Source organism: Duganella violaceipulchra (assembly GCF_019166075.1).
Lineage (GTDB): Bacteria > Pseudomonadota > Gammaproteobacteria > Burkholderiales > Burkholderiaceae_D > Rugamonas > Rugamonas violaceipulchra.
Genome location: NZ_JAHTGR010000005.1, coordinates 61133 through 79686, shown reverse-complemented (window position 1 = coordinate 79686; position 18554 = coordinate 61133). Strand labels below are relative to the sequence as shown.

Annotated in this window: 21 protein-coding genes; 13 read left to right on the top strand and 8 right to left on the bottom strand. The window is 61.5% G+C overall.

Translation table 11 applies throughout. The features are described 5' to 3' along the window. Positions 1-100 precede the first annotated feature (100 nt). The 6 genes from KVP70_RS11225 to KVP70_RS11200 are packed head-to-tail and all read left to right on the top strand — an operon-like array spanning position 101 to position 6183. The gene (locus tag KVP70_RS11225) at positions 101-574 is read left to right on the top strand and encodes a GlcG/HbpS family heme-binding protein (RefSeq protein ID WP_217942252.1); all 474 of its coding nucleotides are present in this window, start codon (positions 101-103) and stop codon (positions 572-574) included. 37 nt (positions 575-611) lie between these two features. Next, positions 612-2408 carry a hypothetical protein gene (locus tag KVP70_RS11220; RefSeq protein WP_217942250.1) on the top strand — a complete coding sequence of 599 codons (1797 nt, stop codon included), beginning with the start codon at positions 612-614 and terminating at the stop codon, positions 2406-2408. A 49-nt stretch (positions 2409-2457) separates the two neighbouring features. Next, positions 2458-2865, top strand: a complete 408-nt coding sequence (locus KVP70_RS11215) for a nuclear transport factor 2 family protein (RefSeq protein ID WP_217942248.1) — start codon at positions 2458-2460, stop codon at positions 2863-2865. Then, the gene (locus tag KVP70_RS11210; protein WP_229224748.1) at positions 2862-4280 is read left to right on the top strand and encodes a M20/M25/M40 family metallo-hydrolase; all 1419 of its coding nucleotides are present in this window, start codon (positions 2862-2864) and stop codon (positions 4278-4280) included. Before KVP70_RS11215 ends, KVP70_RS11210 begins: the two co-directional genes overlap by 4 nt. A 44-nt stretch (positions 4281-4324) precedes the next feature. Beyond that, positions 4325-5182 (top strand): alpha/beta hydrolase family protein, encoded by an 858-nt coding sequence (locus KVP70_RS11205; RefSeq protein WP_217942246.1) that lies wholly within the window; start codon positions 4325-4327, stop codon positions 5180-5182. Between the two features lie 47 nt (positions 5183-5229). Next, positions 5230-6183 (top strand): MYG1 family protein, encoded by a 954-nt coding sequence (locus KVP70_RS11200; protein ID WP_217942244.1) that lies wholly within the window; start codon positions 5230-5232, stop codon positions 6181-6183. 18 nt (positions 6184-6201) lie between these two features. Here the strand turns inward: KVP70_RS11200 and KVP70_RS11195 are convergent, their stop codons facing one another. After that, on the bottom strand, positions 6202-7074 hold the full coding sequence (locus KVP70_RS11195; protein ID WP_217942243.1) for a LysR family transcriptional regulator: 873 nt from the start codon (positions 7072-7074) through the stop codon (positions 6202-6204). Between the two features lie 95 nt (positions 7075-7169). On the opposite strand from KVP70_RS11195, the gene KVP70_RS11190 reads away from it, so the two are divergent. Together KVP70_RS11190 and KVP70_RS11185 are read left to right on the top strand one after the other, a co-directional pair. Beyond that, on the top strand, positions 7170-8081 hold the full coding sequence (locus KVP70_RS11190; protein WP_229224747.1) for a DMT family transporter: 912 nt from the start codon (positions 7170-7172) through the stop codon (positions 8079-8081). A 28-nt stretch (positions 8082-8109) separates the two neighbouring features. Next, positions 8110-9462, top strand: a complete 1353-nt coding sequence (locus tag KVP70_RS11185) for an aminopeptidase P N-terminal domain-containing protein (protein ID WP_217942242.1) — start codon at positions 8110-8112, stop codon at positions 9460-9462. Here KVP70_RS11185 and KVP70_RS11180 read toward each other — a convergent pair. The 4 genes from KVP70_RS11180 to KVP70_RS11165 form a co-directional block, all read right to left on the bottom strand. Further along, positions 9411-10361, bottom strand: coding sequence for a PEP-CTERM sorting domain-containing protein (locus tag KVP70_RS11180; RefSeq protein WP_217942241.1), 951 nt, complete (start codon positions 10359-10361; stop codon positions 9411-9413). The two genes, KVP70_RS11185 and KVP70_RS11180, sit on opposite strands and share 52 nt — an antisense overlap. A gap of 32 nt (positions 10362-10393) precedes the next feature. Beyond that, a complete protein-coding gene (locus KVP70_RS11175; protein WP_229224746.1) occupies positions 10394-10981 on the bottom strand; it encodes a C39 family peptidase in 588 nt (195 codons plus the stop codon). 39 nt (positions 10982-11020) lie between these two features. Beyond that, entirely contained in the window at positions 11021-11725 is a 705-nt protein-coding gene (locus tag KVP70_RS11170) for a hypothetical protein (protein WP_229224745.1), read from the bottom strand. Positions 11726-12152: 427 nt separating this feature from the next. Beyond that, on the bottom strand, positions 12153-13052 hold the full coding sequence (locus KVP70_RS11165; RefSeq protein ID WP_217942239.1) for a LysR substrate-binding domain-containing protein: 900 nt from the start codon (positions 13050-13052) through the stop codon (positions 12153-12155). A 106-nt stretch (positions 13053-13158) separates the two neighbouring features. Here KVP70_RS11165 and KVP70_RS11160 point away from each other — a divergent pair, with 106 nt between their 5' ends. The 5 genes from KVP70_RS11160 (at position 13159) to KVP70_RS11140 (ending at position 16325) form a co-directional block, all read left to right on the top strand. Then, complete coding sequence (locus KVP70_RS11160; RefSeq protein WP_217942238.1) at positions 13159-14013, top strand: aldo/keto reductase family oxidoreductase; 855 nt, start codon at positions 13159-13161, stop codon at positions 14011-14013. 353 nt (positions 14014-14366) lie between these two features. Continuing rightward, positions 14367-14780: a PAAR domain-containing protein gene (locus KVP70_RS11155; RefSeq protein ID WP_217942237.1), complete on the top strand. Its 414-nt coding sequence runs from the start codon at positions 14367-14369 to the stop codon at positions 14778-14780. After that, positions 14777-15319, top strand: a complete 543-nt coding sequence (locus tag KVP70_RS11150) for a PAAR domain-containing protein (RefSeq protein WP_217942236.1) — start codon at positions 14777-14779, stop codon at positions 15317-15319. The genes KVP70_RS11155 and KVP70_RS11150 overlap by 4 nt, the downstream gene beginning before the upstream one ends. A gap of 9 nt (positions 15320-15328) precedes the next feature. After that, entirely contained in the window at positions 15329-15919 is a 591-nt protein-coding gene (locus KVP70_RS11145; RefSeq protein WP_217942235.1) for a lysozyme, read from the top strand. Next, a complete protein-coding gene (locus KVP70_RS11140; RefSeq protein ID WP_217942234.1) occupies positions 15906-16325 on the top strand; it encodes a hypothetical protein in 420 nt (139 codons plus the stop codon). The genes KVP70_RS11145 and KVP70_RS11140 overlap by 14 nt, the downstream gene beginning before the upstream one ends. A 79-nt stretch (positions 16326-16404) precedes the next feature. On the opposite strand, the gene KVP70_RS11135 is transcribed toward KVP70_RS11140, so the two are convergent. The 3 genes from KVP70_RS11135 to KVP70_RS11125 all read right to left on the bottom strand — a co-directional run bounded on the left by KVP70_RS11135 (position 16405) and on the right by KVP70_RS11125 (position 18394). Further along, the gene (locus tag KVP70_RS11135; RefSeq protein WP_217942233.1) at positions 16405-17655 is read right to left on the bottom strand and encodes an IS256 family transposase; all 1251 of its coding nucleotides are present in this window, start codon (positions 17653-17655) and stop codon (positions 16405-16407) included. 110 nt (positions 17656-17765) lie between these two features. Then, positions 17766-18095 carry a HigA family addiction module antitoxin gene (locus KVP70_RS11130; protein ID WP_217942232.1) on the bottom strand — a complete coding sequence of 110 codons (330 nt, stop codon included), beginning with the start codon at positions 18093-18095 and terminating at the stop codon, positions 17766-17768. A 17-nt stretch (positions 18096-18112) separates the two neighbouring features. Next, positions 18113-18394, bottom strand: a complete 282-nt coding sequence (locus KVP70_RS11125; protein WP_217942231.1) for a type II toxin-antitoxin system RelE/ParE family toxin — start codon at positions 18392-18394, stop codon at positions 18113-18115. Positions 18395-18554: the final 160 nt, after the last annotated feature.

The window sequence follows — 18554 nt, the reverse complement described above, 5'->3', positions numbered from 1 at the left end:
GTCCGGGTGGCGCGCGATGCGACGCCGGCGGTAGGGATCTGTGGCATCTTTGCAATGTCTTTTTCCCACCCTTTAACGCGACGATTGAGGAGTACCTCCCATGGCACACTGGCGTTTGCTTTTAGCCTCCCTGTGTATCGGCCTGCTGGCGCAACCCGCGCTGGCCCAGCAAGCAAGTTATGGGGCGCCGATTGCGCTCGAGCTGGCCAAGCGCGCAGCCGCCGGCGCGGTCGCCGAAGCCAGGCGGCTGAAACTGTCGGTGGCGGTCGCCGTGGTCGATACCCACGGCACGCCGGTGTATCTCGAAGTGCTGGACGATACCATGACGGCCAGCCCGAATTTCGCATTGCAGAAGGCGCGCACCGCAGCCACGATGCGCCGCCCCAGCAAGGCCCTGGAAGACGGCGTCGCCGCTGGCCGCAATGCGCTGCTCAGTTTGCCGGATCTGCTGATGATCGAGGGGGGCGAGCCGATCCTGGTCAATGGCAAGGTGGTCGGCGCGATCGGCGTCTCGGGCGGGGCCAGCAGCCAGGACGGCCAGATTGCCCGCGCCGGCGTGGAAGCGAGCAAGTAAGACTTGAATGGCAGGCGAACTTTCCCGGAGAAGCCGCATGCAAGGCAAACACTGGAAGCTGTTGATATCCCTGTTGGCCGCTTTTGCCGCACTGACGATATGCGTGGAGATGGCGCACGGCATCCCCGCGCTGGCCAGGGGCACGCAGGGCAGCCTGGGTTATTCAGGCCACGATGGCTATGCCAACGGCGGGCACCGGCGTGTCATCGACAGCCTGGTGCCGGGTTCGCAGCTGGCGCTGGCCGGCGCCGTCGCCGGCGACGTCCTGGCCTTTGACGACAACACCGCCCGCAAGACGGTGCGCACGCCCGGCGATATCGTGGGCGTGACCTTGTTTCACGGCGCCGCCCCCAGCCACCTGATGATCACCGCCACCGAAACGCCGTTCACCAGCAGCGATATCACGGGCTATGTGCTGGTTTGGGCCGCCATGTGGCTGGGGCTGGCACTGGGCCTGCTCACCGGCCTGCGCAAGCCTGACGGCAAGTGCTACCGGCTGCTGTCGATCTACCTGGTATTGGGCACGCTGGCCAATTACGTCAATTTCACGCCCCCGGGGGCATTGCGCATGATGCTGTGGCTGCCATGGATGTTGCTGTTTTGGGCGCTGGGACCGCTGCTGCCATTGTTCGCCTTGCGCTACCCGGACGACCAGCCGCGCGGCGTGCGTGGATTGCTGTTTCGCCAGCGCTGGCTGCTGTATGCGCTGGCAGCCGTGGCAACGGCCTTGATGGTGGCCAAGCACACGGATCTGTACGAGTCGGCATGGACGGGGCGCGTGTTCACGACCAACAGGCTGGTCGAAGGGCTGGTGCTGTTGGCGGCCCTGGCGGCTGGATGGTGGGAAAACAAGGGGCCGTTGCGGGTGCGGTTTGGCTGGTTGCTGCTGGTGCTCTCCGTCGGCTACCTGGCCGACATCTTCGTGCAGTGGCCGCCGTTCGAGTTGCAGATTGGCAGTTTCACGTCGAGCTGGAATATCGTCAACGGCCTGGTATGGTCGGTCGTGTTCAGCATGCTGACCTATGCGGTGCTGCGCCACCGCATCTTCGACTTCGGCGTCGCCATCAACCGCACGCTGGTCTATTCGGTCACCAGCCTCCTGTTGCTGATCACCTTCGGCCTGGTCGAATGGCTGGTCGGGCATGTGGTCCACGTCGACGGCCGGGAGAAAAATGTCTTGCTCGACGGCGCCATCGCGCTCGGCGTGTACCTGGCGTTTCACCGGTTGCGGCATGGCGTCGAGCATTGGATCGAACGCCTCTTTTTCCAGGCCTGGCATCAGGCGGAAAACGCCTTGCGTCAGTTCGTGCGGGAAGCGGCTCATGTCCGTTCGCGCCGCGCGCTGATCGAGCAGACGACGCTCGCGTTGGAACGTTTTTCCGGCACCCAAGCCCGCTTGTACCGGCTCAAGGCGGAGTCGTTTGTCAGCGCTGGCGGTCTGGCCATCGATGTCAACGATCCGCTGGCGACGGCGTTGGCTGAAAGTCGCAAACCCTTGCTCGTGGCGGAAACCTTGAGCACACAGCCTGGCGAACTGGCCGTGGGCTTGCTGCATCGGGGCGAGTTGCGAGGTTTCGTCCTGCTCGACGCCAAGCCCGGCGGCGTGGCATATCGCGCCGATGAATTGGACGTGCTGGACTACGCGGTGCACCAGATCGGACTGGACCTGGCGGCGCTCGATAACGAGGCGCTCAAATCCAACCTGGCCCGTGCCGAGGCCGAGGCCGACGCCATGCGCGTCCGCTGCAATACCCTGATGGAGGTGATGCGCATGCTCGGCGCCCGCGTTGCACCGGATGGCGTGCCGGCGGTATCGGCGGATGCACACAACTAAAAAAGAGGGATATGACATGACACAACTTAAGCGCAGGGTAGCTGGATCGATGTTTTTTTTTGCTGGCCTGGCCGGCGCGGCGCCGTCGACGGCCGCCGATGCGCAAGCCATAGTCCAGCAGCAATTGAACGCGTATAACGCCCACGACATCCAGGCCTTCATGGCGACCTATGACCCGAATGCGGAGGTGTATGAATTTCCGGCCAAACCGCTGATGAAAGGCGCGGCGCAAATCCAGGAGTTCTATGCAACGAAGCGCTTCAACGATGCCCGCCTGCATGCCACGGTGGACAAGCGTATCGTCATGGGCAACGTGGTCATCGACTACGAACAAATCACCAACACCCAAGCCGGCGGTCCGGGCCGGGTGGAAGCGATCGCCATCTACGAGGTCAATGACGGCAGGATTGGCAAGGTGACCCTGATACGAGGCGCTGCGACGTTGGACCGGCAATGAGCCGCGCGCGCTACGCCATGCTTGAGCGCCTTCTCATTGCCGCGCTGGTGGCGTGCTGTCGCCTCGCCCATGCGCAGCTGCCGGCCGAGCACCAGCAGATGCGCGACATTTTTCAGCAGCTGGTGGAAATCGACACCACCGATTCAGCCGGCAGTTGCACCGACGCGGCGCAGGCCATGGCGCTTCGGCTCAAGGCGGGCGGCTACGGCGCATCGGAGTTGCAGTTGATCGTGCCGCCAGGCGGCCCGCGAAAAGGCAACCTGGTGGCCACGCTCAAAGGCGACGGCACGCGCCGCCCGCTGCTGCTGCTGGCGCATCTCGACGTGGTCGAGGCCAAACGCGCCGACTGGACACGCGATCCCTTCAAGCTGATCGAAGAAAACGGCACTTTCTACGGGCGCGGCGTCATCGACGACAAGGCCATGGCTGCCGCCCTGGTCGTGACGATGCTGCGCTTGAAACGCGAGCAAGTTCCGCTCAGGCGCAATGTCATCCTGGCGCTGACCTGCGATGAGGAATTGGCCAGGCTGGACTTTCGCGGCGTCGACTATCTGTTGAAGCACCATCGCCCGCTGATCGACGCGGAACTGGCGATCAACGAGGGCGCCTACGGCATGCTGGACGCGCATGGCAAGCGGGTCGCCCTCGGCGTGCAAATCGGCGAGAAGGCGACCCAGTCCTACGATCTGGACGTGGTCAATGCCGGCGGCCACAGTTCGCTGCCGGTCGATGACAACGCCATCTATCATCTGGCCGACGGCCTGTCGCGGCTGGCGCGCTGGCAATTCCCGCTGCACCTGCTGCCGTCGACGCGCGCCTATTTCGAGCAGCTCAGCCAATTGGAAAGCGGTCCGCTGGCAGCCGACATGCAAGCCACCCTGCGCCAGCCACCGGACGCCGACGCGGCGATGCGGCTGGCGCAGGCCGATCCCAACTACCACGCCATGCTGCGCACGACCTGCGTCGCCACCCAGGTCGACGCCGGCCACGCCGCCAACGCCCTGCCGCAGCGCGCCCACGCCGTCGTCAACTGCCGCATCTTGCCGGGTGAATCGCAGGAAGAAGTGCAGCAGACCCTGGCGCGCGTGCTGGACAATCCGAAAATCAAGCTGACGCCCATCGGGATGGCGCTGGTGGCGCCCACGCCGCCGATCAATCCGCAACTGATGCAAGCCATCGCCGCCGTGGCGGCCGAGCTGTGGCCCGGCACGCCGCTGCTGCCGACGCTGTTCGTGGCGGGCAGCGACGGGCGATTCCTTAACAGCGCCGGCATCTGGACGTACGGCGTCACCGGCATCTTCGTCGGCGCCGACCGGGGCAATATGCATGGACTGAACGAAAGCGTGCCGGTAAAATCGGTCTATGAAGGTCAGCAGTTCCTTTACCGGCTGGCCCGCAAGCTGGCCGCCGAGTAGGCCGGCTGCGACCCGTCTTCCCATTTACCCTCCAGGATTCCCTCGTGCGCCTCCGTCCTTACACCGCGCTGTTCAAACGCGGCGTGCTATTGCTATGTCTGTGCAGCGCCACGTCGCTCTCGCAAGCCGCCGAACAGCGGGTGGCCGTTGCCCCCGAAGTCAGCGGCGCCTGGCTCACCCCGGATGGCGCATGGGACGGCCGCGCGGTGCTGATGCTGCACGGCTTTGCCGACGATATGGACGGCGCCGGCGACCTCAGCAAGCGCATGGCCGGGCAGCTCGCGACAATGGGCATCGCCTCCTTGCGCATCAACTTTCGCGGCGAAGGCGATCGCATGCGCAGCAACATCGAATCGACGCTGCAGACGCGCGTGGCCGACACCGAAGCGGCCCATGCCTTTTTGCTGGCACAGCATGGGGTCGACGCTGGCCGCAGCGCGGTGCTGGGCTGGAGCCTGGGCGCGAGCACCGCGCTGGTAGTGGGCGGGCAGCATCCGGGCTGGTTCCGCAGCATGGTGCTGTGGTCGGCGCCGAGCGGCGAACAATACACGCAGATGAGCGCCAATCCGGTGGCCCAGAAAGCGCTGCGCGAAGGCACCGCCACCGACGTCGTCCCCGGCTGGAAGAGCATCACGACCAAGCGCGAGTACTATGAAAGTTTTCGCGGCGTCGACCTGGACCAGTCGCTGGCCAGCTATCCAGGCGCCTTCCTGACTATCCGCGGCAGCAGGGATTTCCTGCCGCAGCGCGACGCCCAGTTGCTGAAGATCGCACCGGGCAAGCGCAAGGAGGCCGCGCTGATCGGCGACGCCGATCATGTGTTCAATGTCTTCGAGCCCGGCAGCGAAGCGCCGCAACGGGTGCTGGACCTGACCGCGGCCTGGCTGGCGCGCTCGCTTTAAGCGGCTGACGGTATATCATGGCGGTCGTTTCAACGATAGGACCAGGCATGATCATAGCGACACATAGCGGTAAGTTTCACGCGGACGACGCGTGGGCGGTCGCCGTACTGAAGATATTATTCCCCGACGCGGACATTATCCGGACGCGCGAACCGGCCGCCATCGAGGCGGCCGACTTTGCCGTCGACGTCGGCGGCATCTGGGACCCGGCCACCGGCCGCTTCGACCACCATCAAAAGGGCTTCAGCGGTGCACGGCAAAGCGGCGTGCCGTACGCCAGCGCCGGCCTGGTCTGGCGCGAGTATGGCGCGCGCTGCGTCGCGGCGCTGGCCCTGGCGCACGACGGGCACCAGTTGTCGGACGATAAGGCGCGGGAAATGGCCTACGGCATCGATGCGGACGTGGTGCAGTACCTCGATCTGTCGGACGTGGGGGCGGCCAAGAGCGCGCCGGGCGGCTATGGCCTGTCGGCGGTGATCTCGGGCTACAACACCAACTGGCTCGACGAGCAAAGGCTGGGCTACGGCGAGGCGGCCGACGCCTACCGCCTGGACCAGTTCCGCCGCGCGATGGCGGTGCTGACCGACGTCATGGTCAATGCCGTCAAATACCGGCTGGGCGCCTTGCTCGCGCTGGAGCAAGTGCGGCAAGGGGAGGCGCTCGAAGGCGGCAGAGTCCTGTTCCTGAAAAACGGCGCGCTGCCGTGGAGCCAGGTGGTGCGCAAGGAAATGCCGAAGGTGCTGTTCGTCATCAGCCATAACGTCGCCGAGCAACGCCACATGTTGCACACGGTCTCGGTCAGCCCGGAGAGTTTCGACGCGCGGGCCGACTTGCCGGAAGCGTGGGCGGGGCTGCGCGATGCCGAGCTGGCGGCGGTCACCGGCGTGGCGGATGCGGGCTTCTGCCACAACGGCAGGTTTATCGCGTCCGCCAAGTCGTACCAGGGGATACGGACGATGGCGGTGCTGGCGCTGGCTGCCGTCGACGAAGGCGCGGGCTAGACGGCGCCGCAGATGGTCCTATGCGGACAGACGCTCCGATACGCCGAATGCCGCCATGATTTCGTTGGCCAGGCATGCGGCGGCCGGTGAGCTGTTCTGCCGGCCTTTGATCAGGACAATCTCGAGCGGCGTGATGGGGGAGAATCCTTCCGCTTTCCCCAAGCGCTGCAAATGCGCTGGTACGCTACACTCCGCCAGCGCGGCGACAGCCAGTCCAGCGTCGACCATGGCCAGTATGCCCAGCAAGCTGGGACTGCTGTAGGTGGCGTGGAACGGCCGCGCCATTCCTTCCAACGCCGCCAACGTGTGTTCGCGCGCGACACAGCCCTTTTCGTAGAGTGCGATCGGGAGCGGCGTTTTCTTCCAGGCCGCGTGGCGCTGCGACCCCACCCATACCATCGGTTCGCGCCGGACGAACTGGCCATCCAGGCCGGCGCCGCGGGTGACGAAGGCCAGATCGATCGTCCCCTTGCGCAGCATGGGTTCGAGCAAAATGCTTTGCAGGCAAACCAGTTCGATCTCGACTTTTGCGAACATTCTTGAAAATCGCTCCAGCAAGGGCGGCAACAGCGACGCGACGTAATCGTCCGGCGCCCCCAGCACGACGCGGCCGACGACTTCCTGTTTGCGCAACGCCGCCATCGTCTCTTGTTCCAGCTGCAGCAACTGGCGCGCATAGTGCAGCAAGGTGTCGCCGGCGCGGGTCAGGACAATGCGCCGGGTATGCCGCTCGAACAAGGGCTGGCCGACCGCGGCTTCCAGTTTCATGATTTGCATGCTCACCGCCGCTTGCGAGCGATGCATGGTTTCGGCCGCGCCGATGAAGCTCAAGCCTTCGGCCGCCGCGACAAAGGTACGTAGCTGGTTGAGATTCAGTTCAGGAAACGTCATGATTCATATAATCGAATGAAATAGTTAATTTTAAGTAGTTTGTATAAATAAAACTAAACAACGATCATAGCGTAAATCATTGATCGGAGTACCCCATGGCGGAGATGAATCGGCGTGCGAACCAGGCGGGGCATGCAGCGTGGTGCTATGTCGGCGCAATGCTGATGTTGGCCACGCTGGGCATTTTTGTGCGTGAGCTTGCACTCGATTCCGTCACCACCGCATTTTTCCGCTGCGTCTTCGGCGCGCTGGCGCTGACGCTGTTTTGCTGGCGGGAGGGACTGTTCAGGCGTCCCCATTTCGCAGCGGGGAATGTCAGGCGGGCGCTGTTCAGCGGCGTGCTGATGGTGCTCAACTGGGTAGTGTTCTTTGAATCGATCGGGCGCGTCGGCATCGCCGTCGCCACCATCGTGTTTCATGTCCAGCCTTTCTTCGTGCTGGCCCTCGCCGCGCTGCTGTTCCGGGAAAGGATCGCGGCCCACCAGTTGGCATGGATAGCCGTGGGTTTCATCGGCCTGATACTGGCGTGTGGCTGGACCGGCGGCGCGTCGCCGGCGTCGAGTGGCGCTGTGCCTGGCATCGCCTGCGCATTGCTGGGAGCGTTGGCATATGCCGGCGTGACACTGACCACCAAGTCGATGCGCGGCATGCCGCCGCCGCTGATCGCGCTGATACATTGCTCGGTTGGCATCGTCGCGCTGGCGGCGTTCGTCTCGATCCCGGCCTCCGGCATCCGTCCGGCGCAGTGGGGCTGGATGGCGGGACTGGGCGTGATACCCACGGCGCTCGCCTACGTGCTGATTTATGGCGCCTTGCCGAAAATGGCCACCGCATCGGTGGCGGTCTTGACGTTCATCTACCCGGCGGCGGCGGTAGGCGTTGACTTTCTATTCTACGGTCACCGGCCAGGGGTGTTCCAGGCCGCCGGCATGGGGATGATCGTGATGGCGGGCCTGGGTGTCGGCGCCGGCTGGCGCTGGCGGCGCTGGCCGCTCGCGCGCACCTGAAGCCCACTTTATTTTGAAAGGAGTTCGAATGCATCAGTTCGCAAACAGACGTGCCCGCCTCGTCGAGCACATGCGCAGCAATGGCGGTGGTGTCGCCGTGATCCCGACCGCGCGGGAAGGGCTGCGCAACGGCGACGTCGAGTATCCATTTCGCCACGACAGCTATTTTTACTATCTGTCCGGCTTTGAAGAGCTCGATGCGCTGATCGTGCTGGCAGTCGATCCCAGTCCCGGCGCGCGCGCGCAATGCATCTTGTTTTGCCGGGAAAAAGACCCTGAAACAGAGCTGTGGCATGGATTTCGGCATGGCCCGGAAGGCGCCCGCGCCGTCTTCGGCTTTGATGCCGCCTTTCCGATCACGACGCTGGAACAGCGGATGCCGGCATTGCTGGCCGGCGCGCCGGCGCTGTACTTTTGCCTGGGGCAGGACGCCGGATGGGATGCGCGGGTCGCCTCCTGGCTGCATGCGCTGCGTGGACAAGCCCGCTCGGGCGTCAGGCCTCCTGCCGCGATCTACGACGTCCAGCTGCTGTTGAACGAGATGCGTGTGGTGAAGGATGGCAGCGAACTGGCCAGCATGCGCCGGGCCGCTGACATTTCCGCCGAGGCGCACGTGCGGGCGATGCGCCGCACTCGACCCGGCATGACCGAATATCAGATCGAGGCGGAGTTGCTGCACGCGTTCCGCCACCACGGCGCCGCCGGTCCGGCCTATCCGTCCATTGTGGCGGCCGGCGCGAATACCTGCGTGCTGCATCACAATCCCGGCGCCACCGTGCTGCAGCCTGGCGACCTGGTGTTGATCGATGCAGGTTGCGAATATGAAAGCTATGCGGCGGACATCACCCGCACCTATCCGGCTGCGGGGAAGTTTTCCGGTACCCAGAAAATGCTGTATGAGATAGTGCTGGCGGCGCAGATGGCGGCGATCGCCGAAGTCAAGCCGGGCAGTCGATTCATCGATCCGCATGAGGCGGCGGTGCGCTTGCTGGCGCAAGGGATGCTCGATACCGGACTGCTCGACAAGAACAAGTACGGTTCGGTCAACGATGTGATCGAGAATGGCGACTACCGGCGCTTCTTCATGTGCAAGACCAGTCACTGGCTCGGGCTGGATGTGCACGATGTCGGCGACTATGGCGAGGCGGTTGAAGGGGGAAGCGTCGCGGCCGGGCGGCCGTCGCGCATCCTGCAAGCGGGCATGACCATGACGGTGGAACCTGGCATCTATATACGGCCGGCGCCCGATGTGCCGGAGCAGTACTGGCATATCGGGATACGGATCGAGGATGACGTGCTGGTCACGGCCAACGGTCACGACGTTCTCAGTCATGGCGCGCCGAAGACCATCGCCGAGATTGAGCGTTGCCTCGAACGTTGACGGCGGTGATTTTTTGTCTGGTGACGCCAGCCGCACAAGCATGCCAGCCCCAATAACAGCATCGCGCCCGCGGACGGTTCGGGCACCGGGCTGGCCAGCGTCAGGCCGACGTCGGCCAGCACCGCCTCGTCGAGCGCGCCGATGCCATAGCGCTGTCCGTTGTAGAACACCCAACCGTTGAACAGGTCGTTGACCAGGTCGGCGCCAGGGCGCCCGCTGGCCGGCGCATTACCGAAGTGAAAATTGTTCCCCGACGTGACAGGCACCGGCGCGCCATACACGCGCATCGCGTTCGGCCCGTTGAAGAACATATTGGCGCCGTCGTAGCTGACATACTGGTCCCAGGTCGACATGCCAAAGCCGGTCGGCGTGCGCCCGGTGAGGCGGTCGCCCCAGCCGTTGAACGCCAGCGCGTGGCCGATTTCGTGGATGAACACCGATTCCGCATCGGTGCGGTTGCCCGGCACGGCCGCCGTGCGCGCATACGGATTCGGATCAAACCACAGGGTGTTGGCCATGTAGTTCGGATTGAGATCCAGGATCACGTCCGGCGCGCTCCCGTTCGGGTCGATCCCGCTGCTGATCTTGTAGGCCATGCCCTGCGCCCACAACGCGCCTCCGGCCGCCTCGCCCACGTAGGCCGAGGTGGCGGAATGCCCCGACGCGTACGCTAGATTGGTCGACATGCGCACCTCGATGTCGATGTCGGCGTTGCCGGCCAGGTGAGTGCCCCAGGCCGCCACGGCGGCGCCCAATTGGGCGTCGATCTGTGAGCGATAGCCTGCCGCCAGATTCAAGGGGTCGTTGAAGCTCACCGTGTAAGCCAGCGTGGCATGCGCCGCCATCGGCGCCGCGCTCATCAGAGCCAGCAGGGCCGCGCGTGAAATGTTCCGTTTCATATTGGGTTTTCCTCGGAAAGTACGGCCGTCGCTCAACCGTTGATGTTCATGCGCTGGGTATGCGTCCACTTGTGGTCCGATGCCGATACCGCCGAGTCGTAGGTGGTCCAGGTCCAGCCCTCGCCCGGCCACGGATTCATGATGTAGACCCAATACGGGCCGTTGCTCGCGTCGTAGCCGCTGCCGACGATGATGTGGCCGCCGCCGTTGGTCCAGCCGTAGCGCATCACGAACGGCCGGTTGGCGTTGATGTCCCACATCACCGAAGCCCACGACGACGCCCAGTTGTAGGCCGTGTTGGAGACGCCCCAGGCGGACAGGATGCTCTGCACGCTGCCGCTGGTGCCGTACATGCTGTTGGGCTGGTTGGCGTTGCTGTTCCACCAGAAGTCGGTATTGCCACAGGCGTAGTTGATACCGTAGGCCCAGTTGACGATCTGGCACTGGCTAGGCACCTTGTTGTAGTAGTTCAACACGGCCTTGCTCGATCCTGCCCAGCACCACTGGCTGTGTTCCTGGGTGACCAAGGGCACGTACAAGGTGCGCCACTGGGCCAAGGCCAGCGGCATGGCCAGCAGCAAGCTTGCGCCCAACAGGGCGCGTTTCATGAATGATTGCATGAGAGATTCCTTCACGGTCGGGATAGGGGAGGGCGCCGCTTAGCGGAACGCATCCAGGTTGGCCTTGACGGCGCCGCGCAGCGGATCGAGGAAGGCGGCGGCGTCCATCAGGCCATCGTCCGGCTTGCCTGCCTTGGCGGCGCGCTGCTGCATCTGCAGGGACTGGCGCGCCGAATGCAGCGGCGCAAAGCGGGCCGTGCCGTTTGCCGCCACCTCGAGAAAGTCGGACTGCGCCTGGTAAATGCGGATAAACCGCAGATTGCTGCGATCGGCATTGCCGTGGAAGGCCATCAGCGCCTCGACATCCTGAGCCAGCGTGCTGGCGCCGAACGCCACGGCTTGCCAGTGGCCGTTGACCTGCTCGACCGTGACCAGGCCGATCGGGCGATCATGCAGGTTGAGGACGAAGCGCCAGACCGGGCTCGGCTTGGCCATCGCGCTCAGGTCGGAGCGGCCGGCGACCAGGTCTTGGGGATCGACGGTGTAGATCTGGAAGCCATGGCCGACGCGCGCATCCTTCAGGTCCTGGACGTCGCTGACGTCGAGTGGAAAGCCGGCTGGCAGCGTGCCAGCATGGCGGGAGGTGCTGGATGCGACGAATTGGGCGAAGTCGCGCCGCGCCGCCGTGAGCGCCTCGCTGCGCTGCGCTGCCGTGGTCGGCGCGCCTGGCGCTGCCTGGATCGACTGCGCCAGCAGGGGCGCATGGGCGAGCGCCATCGTCATCCCAAGCAAGAGTGCCAGCAAGGTTGCTCGCGACGATAAAGTTCGAAATGGAACATCGGTACGCATGACAGTTTTCTCCTCTTGCTGGTTGGGGTCTGACCTCGTGATAAATTTGACCTGTGCTTCATCGTGATCGAGTCGCGTTGAATTTTCTATATTGTTTTATGAGTCAAACTTATCTAAAGCAGCATAGGCATGCAAAATTTTCAGCATCGCGATGTCGCGATGCTGACGGCACCGAAGAAAAAAATCATCTGGAAGAGTGAAGGCCAGGAAATGGCTTGGCGTTCTGGCCGAACGCAGCATTTCCGGTAGCGGACTTAGCCCGCGTCGTCGACAGGAAAACCGTAGTCCGGCAACCAAGGCCAGTCCGAGCGCTTTGCGATTGCCTGCCGAGCGGCGGTGGCTTCCTGTTCGGTCAGCAATATTCCGAAAAGATCGTCGCGCGCTACCAGCGCATGGTCGGAATAAAATCCGCAAACGCGCGCAGCGGCGCCGGCAGATAGCGCCGGCCCGGATAGTACAGCGAGGGGCCGCTAAACGATGGCCACCAGCGCTCCAGCACCGGCTCCAGTTCACCGCGCTCCATGTAGGGCTTGAGCCAGTCTTCAAACAGGTACACCAGGCCGCTGCCGGCCAGCGCCGCGTCCACCTTCAAGTCGGCGCCCGCGCCCAGGTTGACGATCAACGGACCGGCCGGTTTGATGGCGACCTTCTTGCCTTTATGCTCGAATTCCCAGTCCGGCATGGCGCCGCTGGAAAAGCGCCCGCGCAGGCAGATATGTTTCAGCAGGTCTTCCGGCCGCTTGGGCATGCCGTGCTGCCGCAGATAGTCGGGCGACGCCGCCAGCGCAAAACGTTGCCTGCGCGGTCCGATCGGAATCGCCACCATATCCAGCTCCATGTGTTCTTCGTAGCGGACGCCGGCATCGCAGCCGGAGCGCTGCAGATCGACAAAGCTGTCATCGACGATGATCTCCAGGCAGATGTCAGGATACGCGGCGATAAACGGCGGAATGATGCGCGGCAGGATCAGCTTCGATACGCTGAGCGGCACGTTGAGCCGCAGTCTGCCGGCCGGACGGTCGCGAAAACCGTTCACCACATCCAGCGCCGATTCGACCGCGTCAAGCGCCGGCATCAGTTGCTCCAGCAAGCGCTGGCCGGCGTCGGTGGTGGCCACGCTGCGGGTGGTGCGGTTCAGCAGGCGCACACCGAGGCCGGCCTCCAGCCGTCGCACCGCTTCGCTCAGTTGTGACGCGCTAGTGCCCGTCATGCGCGCGGCGCCGCGAAAGCCGCCGTGTTTGGCGACCGCGACGAAGGCGCCGATGTCCTGTAGATCAGCCATTCATCATTGTCCTGTATTCGGCACAAGTTGTGCCATTGCGAAGTATTGTCGCACAAAGTTTTAGCACCTAGACTGTGTTCATCAACCCATCTTTCAGGAGAACATTTTGAGCACCTTCCAACTTGGCGATCTGGCTGTCAACCGCATGGGCTATGGCGCCATGCAACTCTGCGGCCCGCACGTCTTTGGTCCGCCGAAGAATCGCGAGGAAGCGCTGGCAGTGTTGCGGGAGCTTGCTGCGCTGGGCATCAATCACATCGACACCAGCGATTTCTATGGCCCGCATGTGACCAACCAGCTGATCCGCGAAGCGCTGCATCCGTACGCGGACGATCTGGTGATCGTCACCAAGATCGGCGCCGCGCGCGGCGCCGACGCTTCGTGGCTGCCGGCCCAGTCGCCGAAGGAGCTGGAAGCTGCGGTGCATGACAACCTGCGCAACCTCGGTCTGGAACGGCTGGATGTGGTGAACATGCGCCTCATGTTTGACGTCATGGGTCCGGCGGAGGGCGACATTGAAGCCCACATCACGGCGCTGGCGGAACTGCAGCAACGCGGCCTGATACGCCACATCGGTTTGAGCAATGCGACCCTGCGGCAAGTGAGGCAGGCGCGCGGCGTCGCCCGCATTGTCTGCGTACAGAATCAATACAACCTGGTCCACCGCCACGACGACGCACTGATCGACGAGCTGGCACAAGACGGCATCGCCTACGTGCCGTTCTTCCCGCTGGGTGGATTCTCGCCGCTGCAATCGGCTGTCCTGTCCGACGTCGCCGCGCAACTGGGGGCTACGCCCATGCAGACAGCGTTGGCCTGGTTGCTGCAACGTTCGCAGAATATTCTGCTGATTCCGGGCACCTCATCGGTTGCCCACCTGCGCCAAAATGCCGCCGCTGCCGATCTGCTGCTGCCGGCGGAAGCTGTCCAGAAGCTGAATGGCATCATCACGGCGGCATAGCGGTGTCTCCATAAAGCGAAAACGCCAACCGGTGACGGTTGGCGTTTTGTTTGACACTGATCTTGGTGGCCCGGGCGGAATTGCGGTGGTCCACTACAGGCCTAGGGGCGAAATCTAACCAACATCACCAAGGTTTTCAAGACGAGTGTCGAGCCGGTTTCATTGTAAATGGTCGCTTTAAAAATTCCTGAACAAATGGCATGAACTGAACGGCCAGTTGTAGCATTCACGGGCCTTGTTTAGCAGGACGTGATTTGATTTTTCGTAATTCTTGAGGTGAACATCGGAGGCATAATTTACTGACGGCAACGTCGCCGTTCCAAGTAGCGTTCGAAACCATTGGAGGGAATGTGATGGAATATAACGAGCAGGACGGGCAACGCCTGGCTGCCGAGTTTATGGCGAAGTTGGCCTCCCGGCGCATCAAGGCGACCTATGACCTCGCTACGCTAGGTGCAAAGACTCGGCAAGGCGGGGAAATCGTTACGGCCGGCACGGATATGGAGATGGACGGCCACCGAATCGCTTGCGTAGGCGATGTGGTACGTTACCCTGATGGGACCGAAAGCAGGATCGTGTCGGGTGCCGGCTCCGCTCTGGCCTGCAACGACCAGCCAGTGGCGATTGTGGGCAGCGCCACCGACAATGGCGACATTATTACCAGCAGCTTGCAAAACGCCGCTCAGATCCGGGAGTATGCTGACGACGGTGGAATACCTGGCCTGTTGCAACCCGGCTATGTAGCGCTGTCCGGGAGAGAGGCGTGAACATTATCGGCTGGATTCGCGAAGGCGATATGGCTGCTTGTGGCGGCAAAGTAGCGGAAGGCCTCGACACTTGCACTAGTCGCGGCGTGCCGTATACTTTCCAAGGTGCTCGAATGGCCTGCCGCAACAATTGCTTGATTGCAGAAGGGTTCTCCCGCGCTACGCTTGCCAACGGCCGCAGCCGGGTTATTCATGGAATGAAGAGCAGCGGCGGGTGCCCTATTTATTCCACTCTTAACGACATTGATGGAGTGGGTAATGAGAGCGGTAAGGCAATTCCTCTCGGCTTCATACAGTGTCATGGCGGTCAATGGGCGGGCAATACAGCGGGCGTCAGTTCGTCATTCCGACAGAAGTACGACGAGCAATTTTTATTGCTCGATGGAGACGGCTGTCCGTTGGCTAGTACCTATTACACCGCAAAGCTAGCATCTGGCGAGTTCTTACACGGCGAAACAGACGAGGAAGGCAAGACACAGCGTTTCTACACGCCTAGCGTGCATCACATCGAAATTTACCTGGGACATTTAGACGATTAGGGACTCTTTATGCCTGATGCACTGGAACGCAACTCCACACCTGTCGTTGCGGGAACGACTAACACGGCCATCGATTCCGTCAAGACGGGATCTACTGCCCGGCTTGGAAAGCCTTGGATAGTTTCAGAGAATTTGCTGCAATTTCTTGGAACTTGGGAGAATGGCGTAATGAATGGCAAAAACTTTGCGCATCAGGTCGTCACGAATGGATTTATTCTGAAGGTTTATAAAGACAGCCGAAGTTTGCCAACGGTCGGGTGTGGTCACCTCGTTGTGGCAGCGGACAAGCTCAAGGTTGGCGGAAAAATCTCAGAAGAGCGTGCCAAGGAACTGCTGAAAAGTGATCTTGCCACGGCAGAGGGAGCAGTCAATAAGAACATTAAAGTTCCAATGCATCAGTATGAATATGACGCGCTTGTTTCCTTGACTTTCAATTGTGGCGTGAATGGAGCGTCGAAACTGTTCGATGCTGTCAACAAGGGAAAATATGAGCTGATTCCGGCGACTATAGAGAAATTTAGAACCGGCGGAGGCAATGAGGCGCGACGGGAGTCAGAGGCGGAGTTATTTAAAACAGGAGTCTATGATGCTAGCCATTAAAATTTCAGCCTGCATCGTCATGAGTATCTCCAGTTACTGTTATGCATCGACGGACCCAGAATGCCTGAAGCATTTAGGCGGCGCATTCGGTGATGTTGAGTGTTTCAATGGCTTATCCAATGACCTCAAACAAGAAAACAGGAAACTTGCGGCGGATGTCGCGTCCACCATTCCGAAGGGAAACGGAAACAGAGTCCTCCTGAAGAGATATTTACAAGATCAAGTTAATGCCAAAAATTTCTGCGAACTTGGTCGGGCGTCAATGACGAACTGGACCCGCGAAGCAATGACCGTCAATCCTCGCTATCACGACTATGACGTAGCCTACTATGAATGCGCGTACATTCTTTTGGAGCAAGAAAACAAGTTCTTGAAGAGTTTGTTCAGAAACGCCAACCAAAAATGACTATGCCCGGTGAATCGGGTGTACTCTGAGTAGCCGGTGTGCCGGGGGTGTACTGGATTCTGTGTAAACGGGTTTTCGTTTAAGTCTGCGGCACCCGGTCTTCGAACTGGATGGCGAAGCGGTTCAGCGCTGCTTTCCAGTCCCGTATCGGCATCGTCCACTTCTTGCTGATGTTGTTCAGCGCGAGGTAAAACAACTTGCTGACGGCATCATCGGTCGGGAAGGAACTACGGGCTTTCGTGACTTTTCGCAGGCTCATATTAATCGATTCAATCGCGTTCGTGGTGTAAATCACCTTGCGGATTTCCGGCGGGTAGTCGAAGAACGGTATGACGCGAGCCCAGTTTCGGCGCCAGGACTGGCTTATCGGTTTATACTGTTTATCCCATTTAACCTCAAATTCCGTAAGCCTGAGTTCAGCCTCGTCGACGGTTGCCGCGCTGTAGATAAGCTTCAAATCGGCGGCCACTTCCTTCTGCTCTTTCCAGGGTACGAAGTTCAAGCTGTTACGCACCATATGGATAATGCATAGTTGAACAGCGGCCTGCGGATAGACCGCCTCGATGGCGTCCGGGAAGCCTTTCAGGCCATCGACACAGGCAATGAAGATGTCCTGCACACCGCGATTTTTGAGTTCGGTCACCACCTGCAGCCAGAACTTGGCACCCTCGGTTTGAGAGATCCACAGGCCCAGCACCTCCTTGTGACCTTCCATGTTGACGCCGATGGCCAAGTAGACCGCCTTGGTGCGCACCGCGCCGTTGTCGCGCACCTTGACGTGGATGCAGTCGAGATACAGGATCGGGTACACGGCGTCGAGCGGGCGGGCCTGCCAGAGCTTCACATCCTCGCTAACGGCGTCCGTGACGTTGGAGATGAGGGTGGGTGACACCTCGGCGCCGTACATCTCCTCAATGTGGCTTTGGATCTCCCGCACGCTCAGGCCGCGCGCGTAGAGCGAGATGATTTTGTCATCGAACCCGGCCCAGCGGGTTTGGTTCTTGACGACGATCTGCGGCTCGAACGTCCCCTGGCGGTCGCGAGGAACGTCCAGCGGCAGCGAGCCAAAATCGCCCTTGAGGGTCTTGGTACTATGGCCATTGCGGGTGTTGGCGGTGCCGTTGGTCACCTCGCCGCTCTTGTCGTGGCCCAGGTGCCCGGTCATCTCGACCTCCAGAGCGCGTTCTACCAGCATCTTGGTGAGCTGCTTGAGCAGGCCGTTTTCGCCGATCAGGTCCTCGGGTTTCTGGTAGTTGGCCAGCAGGCTGTCGGCCAATTTGAGCAGTTCTGGATCGGGCTTGGCCCGCTTGTTACGCTTTACTACGGTCATTGTGGCTCCTTGATGGCGGCAGTGTCCTGCCAAATGACCGTTTACACAAAATTATTTACACCCTCGGTGTGCCGCAAGGATTTTCAAGACTTGTGTCGGCTCTCCAGCGTTCACGCTGCCAATGCTTGGCCGTTGTCGCTTCCGACGTTACGCGGCTCGATCTCATCGATAATTTTCTTCATTGCCGGCCTGGCGGCCATTTTCAAATCATATGCCTGTTGCAGGTTGAGCCATGATTGCGGATCGCCACCGAAGTAGCGCGCGAGCCGCAGCGCGGTATCCGCGGTGACGCCACGTTTTTCGTTGACGATGTTATTGATGTGCGATGGCGTCACATGAAGCGCCTTCGACAGCGCATATGGCGTCATCCCTAGCGGGGCAAGAAACTCCTCCCGCAAGATTTCGCCGGGATGGATGGGGCGCAGCTCATTCTTTGTCATTTCACAGCCTGGATCGGTTAGTGATAATCAATGATTTCCACGTCTGTTGGCCCGTCTGATGTCCAGACGAAGCAGATTCTGAACTGCGCATTGACTCGAATGCTGTACTCGCCTTGGCGCTCGCCGCCGAGCGCCTCCAGATGATTTCCTGGCGGAGAGCGCAGGAAATCCAAGGTGACTGCACTGTCCAGTAGCTGGAGCTTCCGTTCCGCACTGGTTCGGACGTTTGCGAACCGGGGCACTACCTTTCCTTCAAACAGCTTTTTGGTCTGCTTACACTTGAAGGACAGGATCGCCATATTGTATGCCGTTTATCGGAGCACGATAAGCAAACATAGCGACCTTTAAGTATGCTGCGGATGAGCTGCGTCAGTGCCGTAAACCGCAGGCGGCTGGGGCCGTCGTGACGTCCCCAGAAACGACAACGCCCACTTGCATGAGTGGGCGTTACGTGAGGTA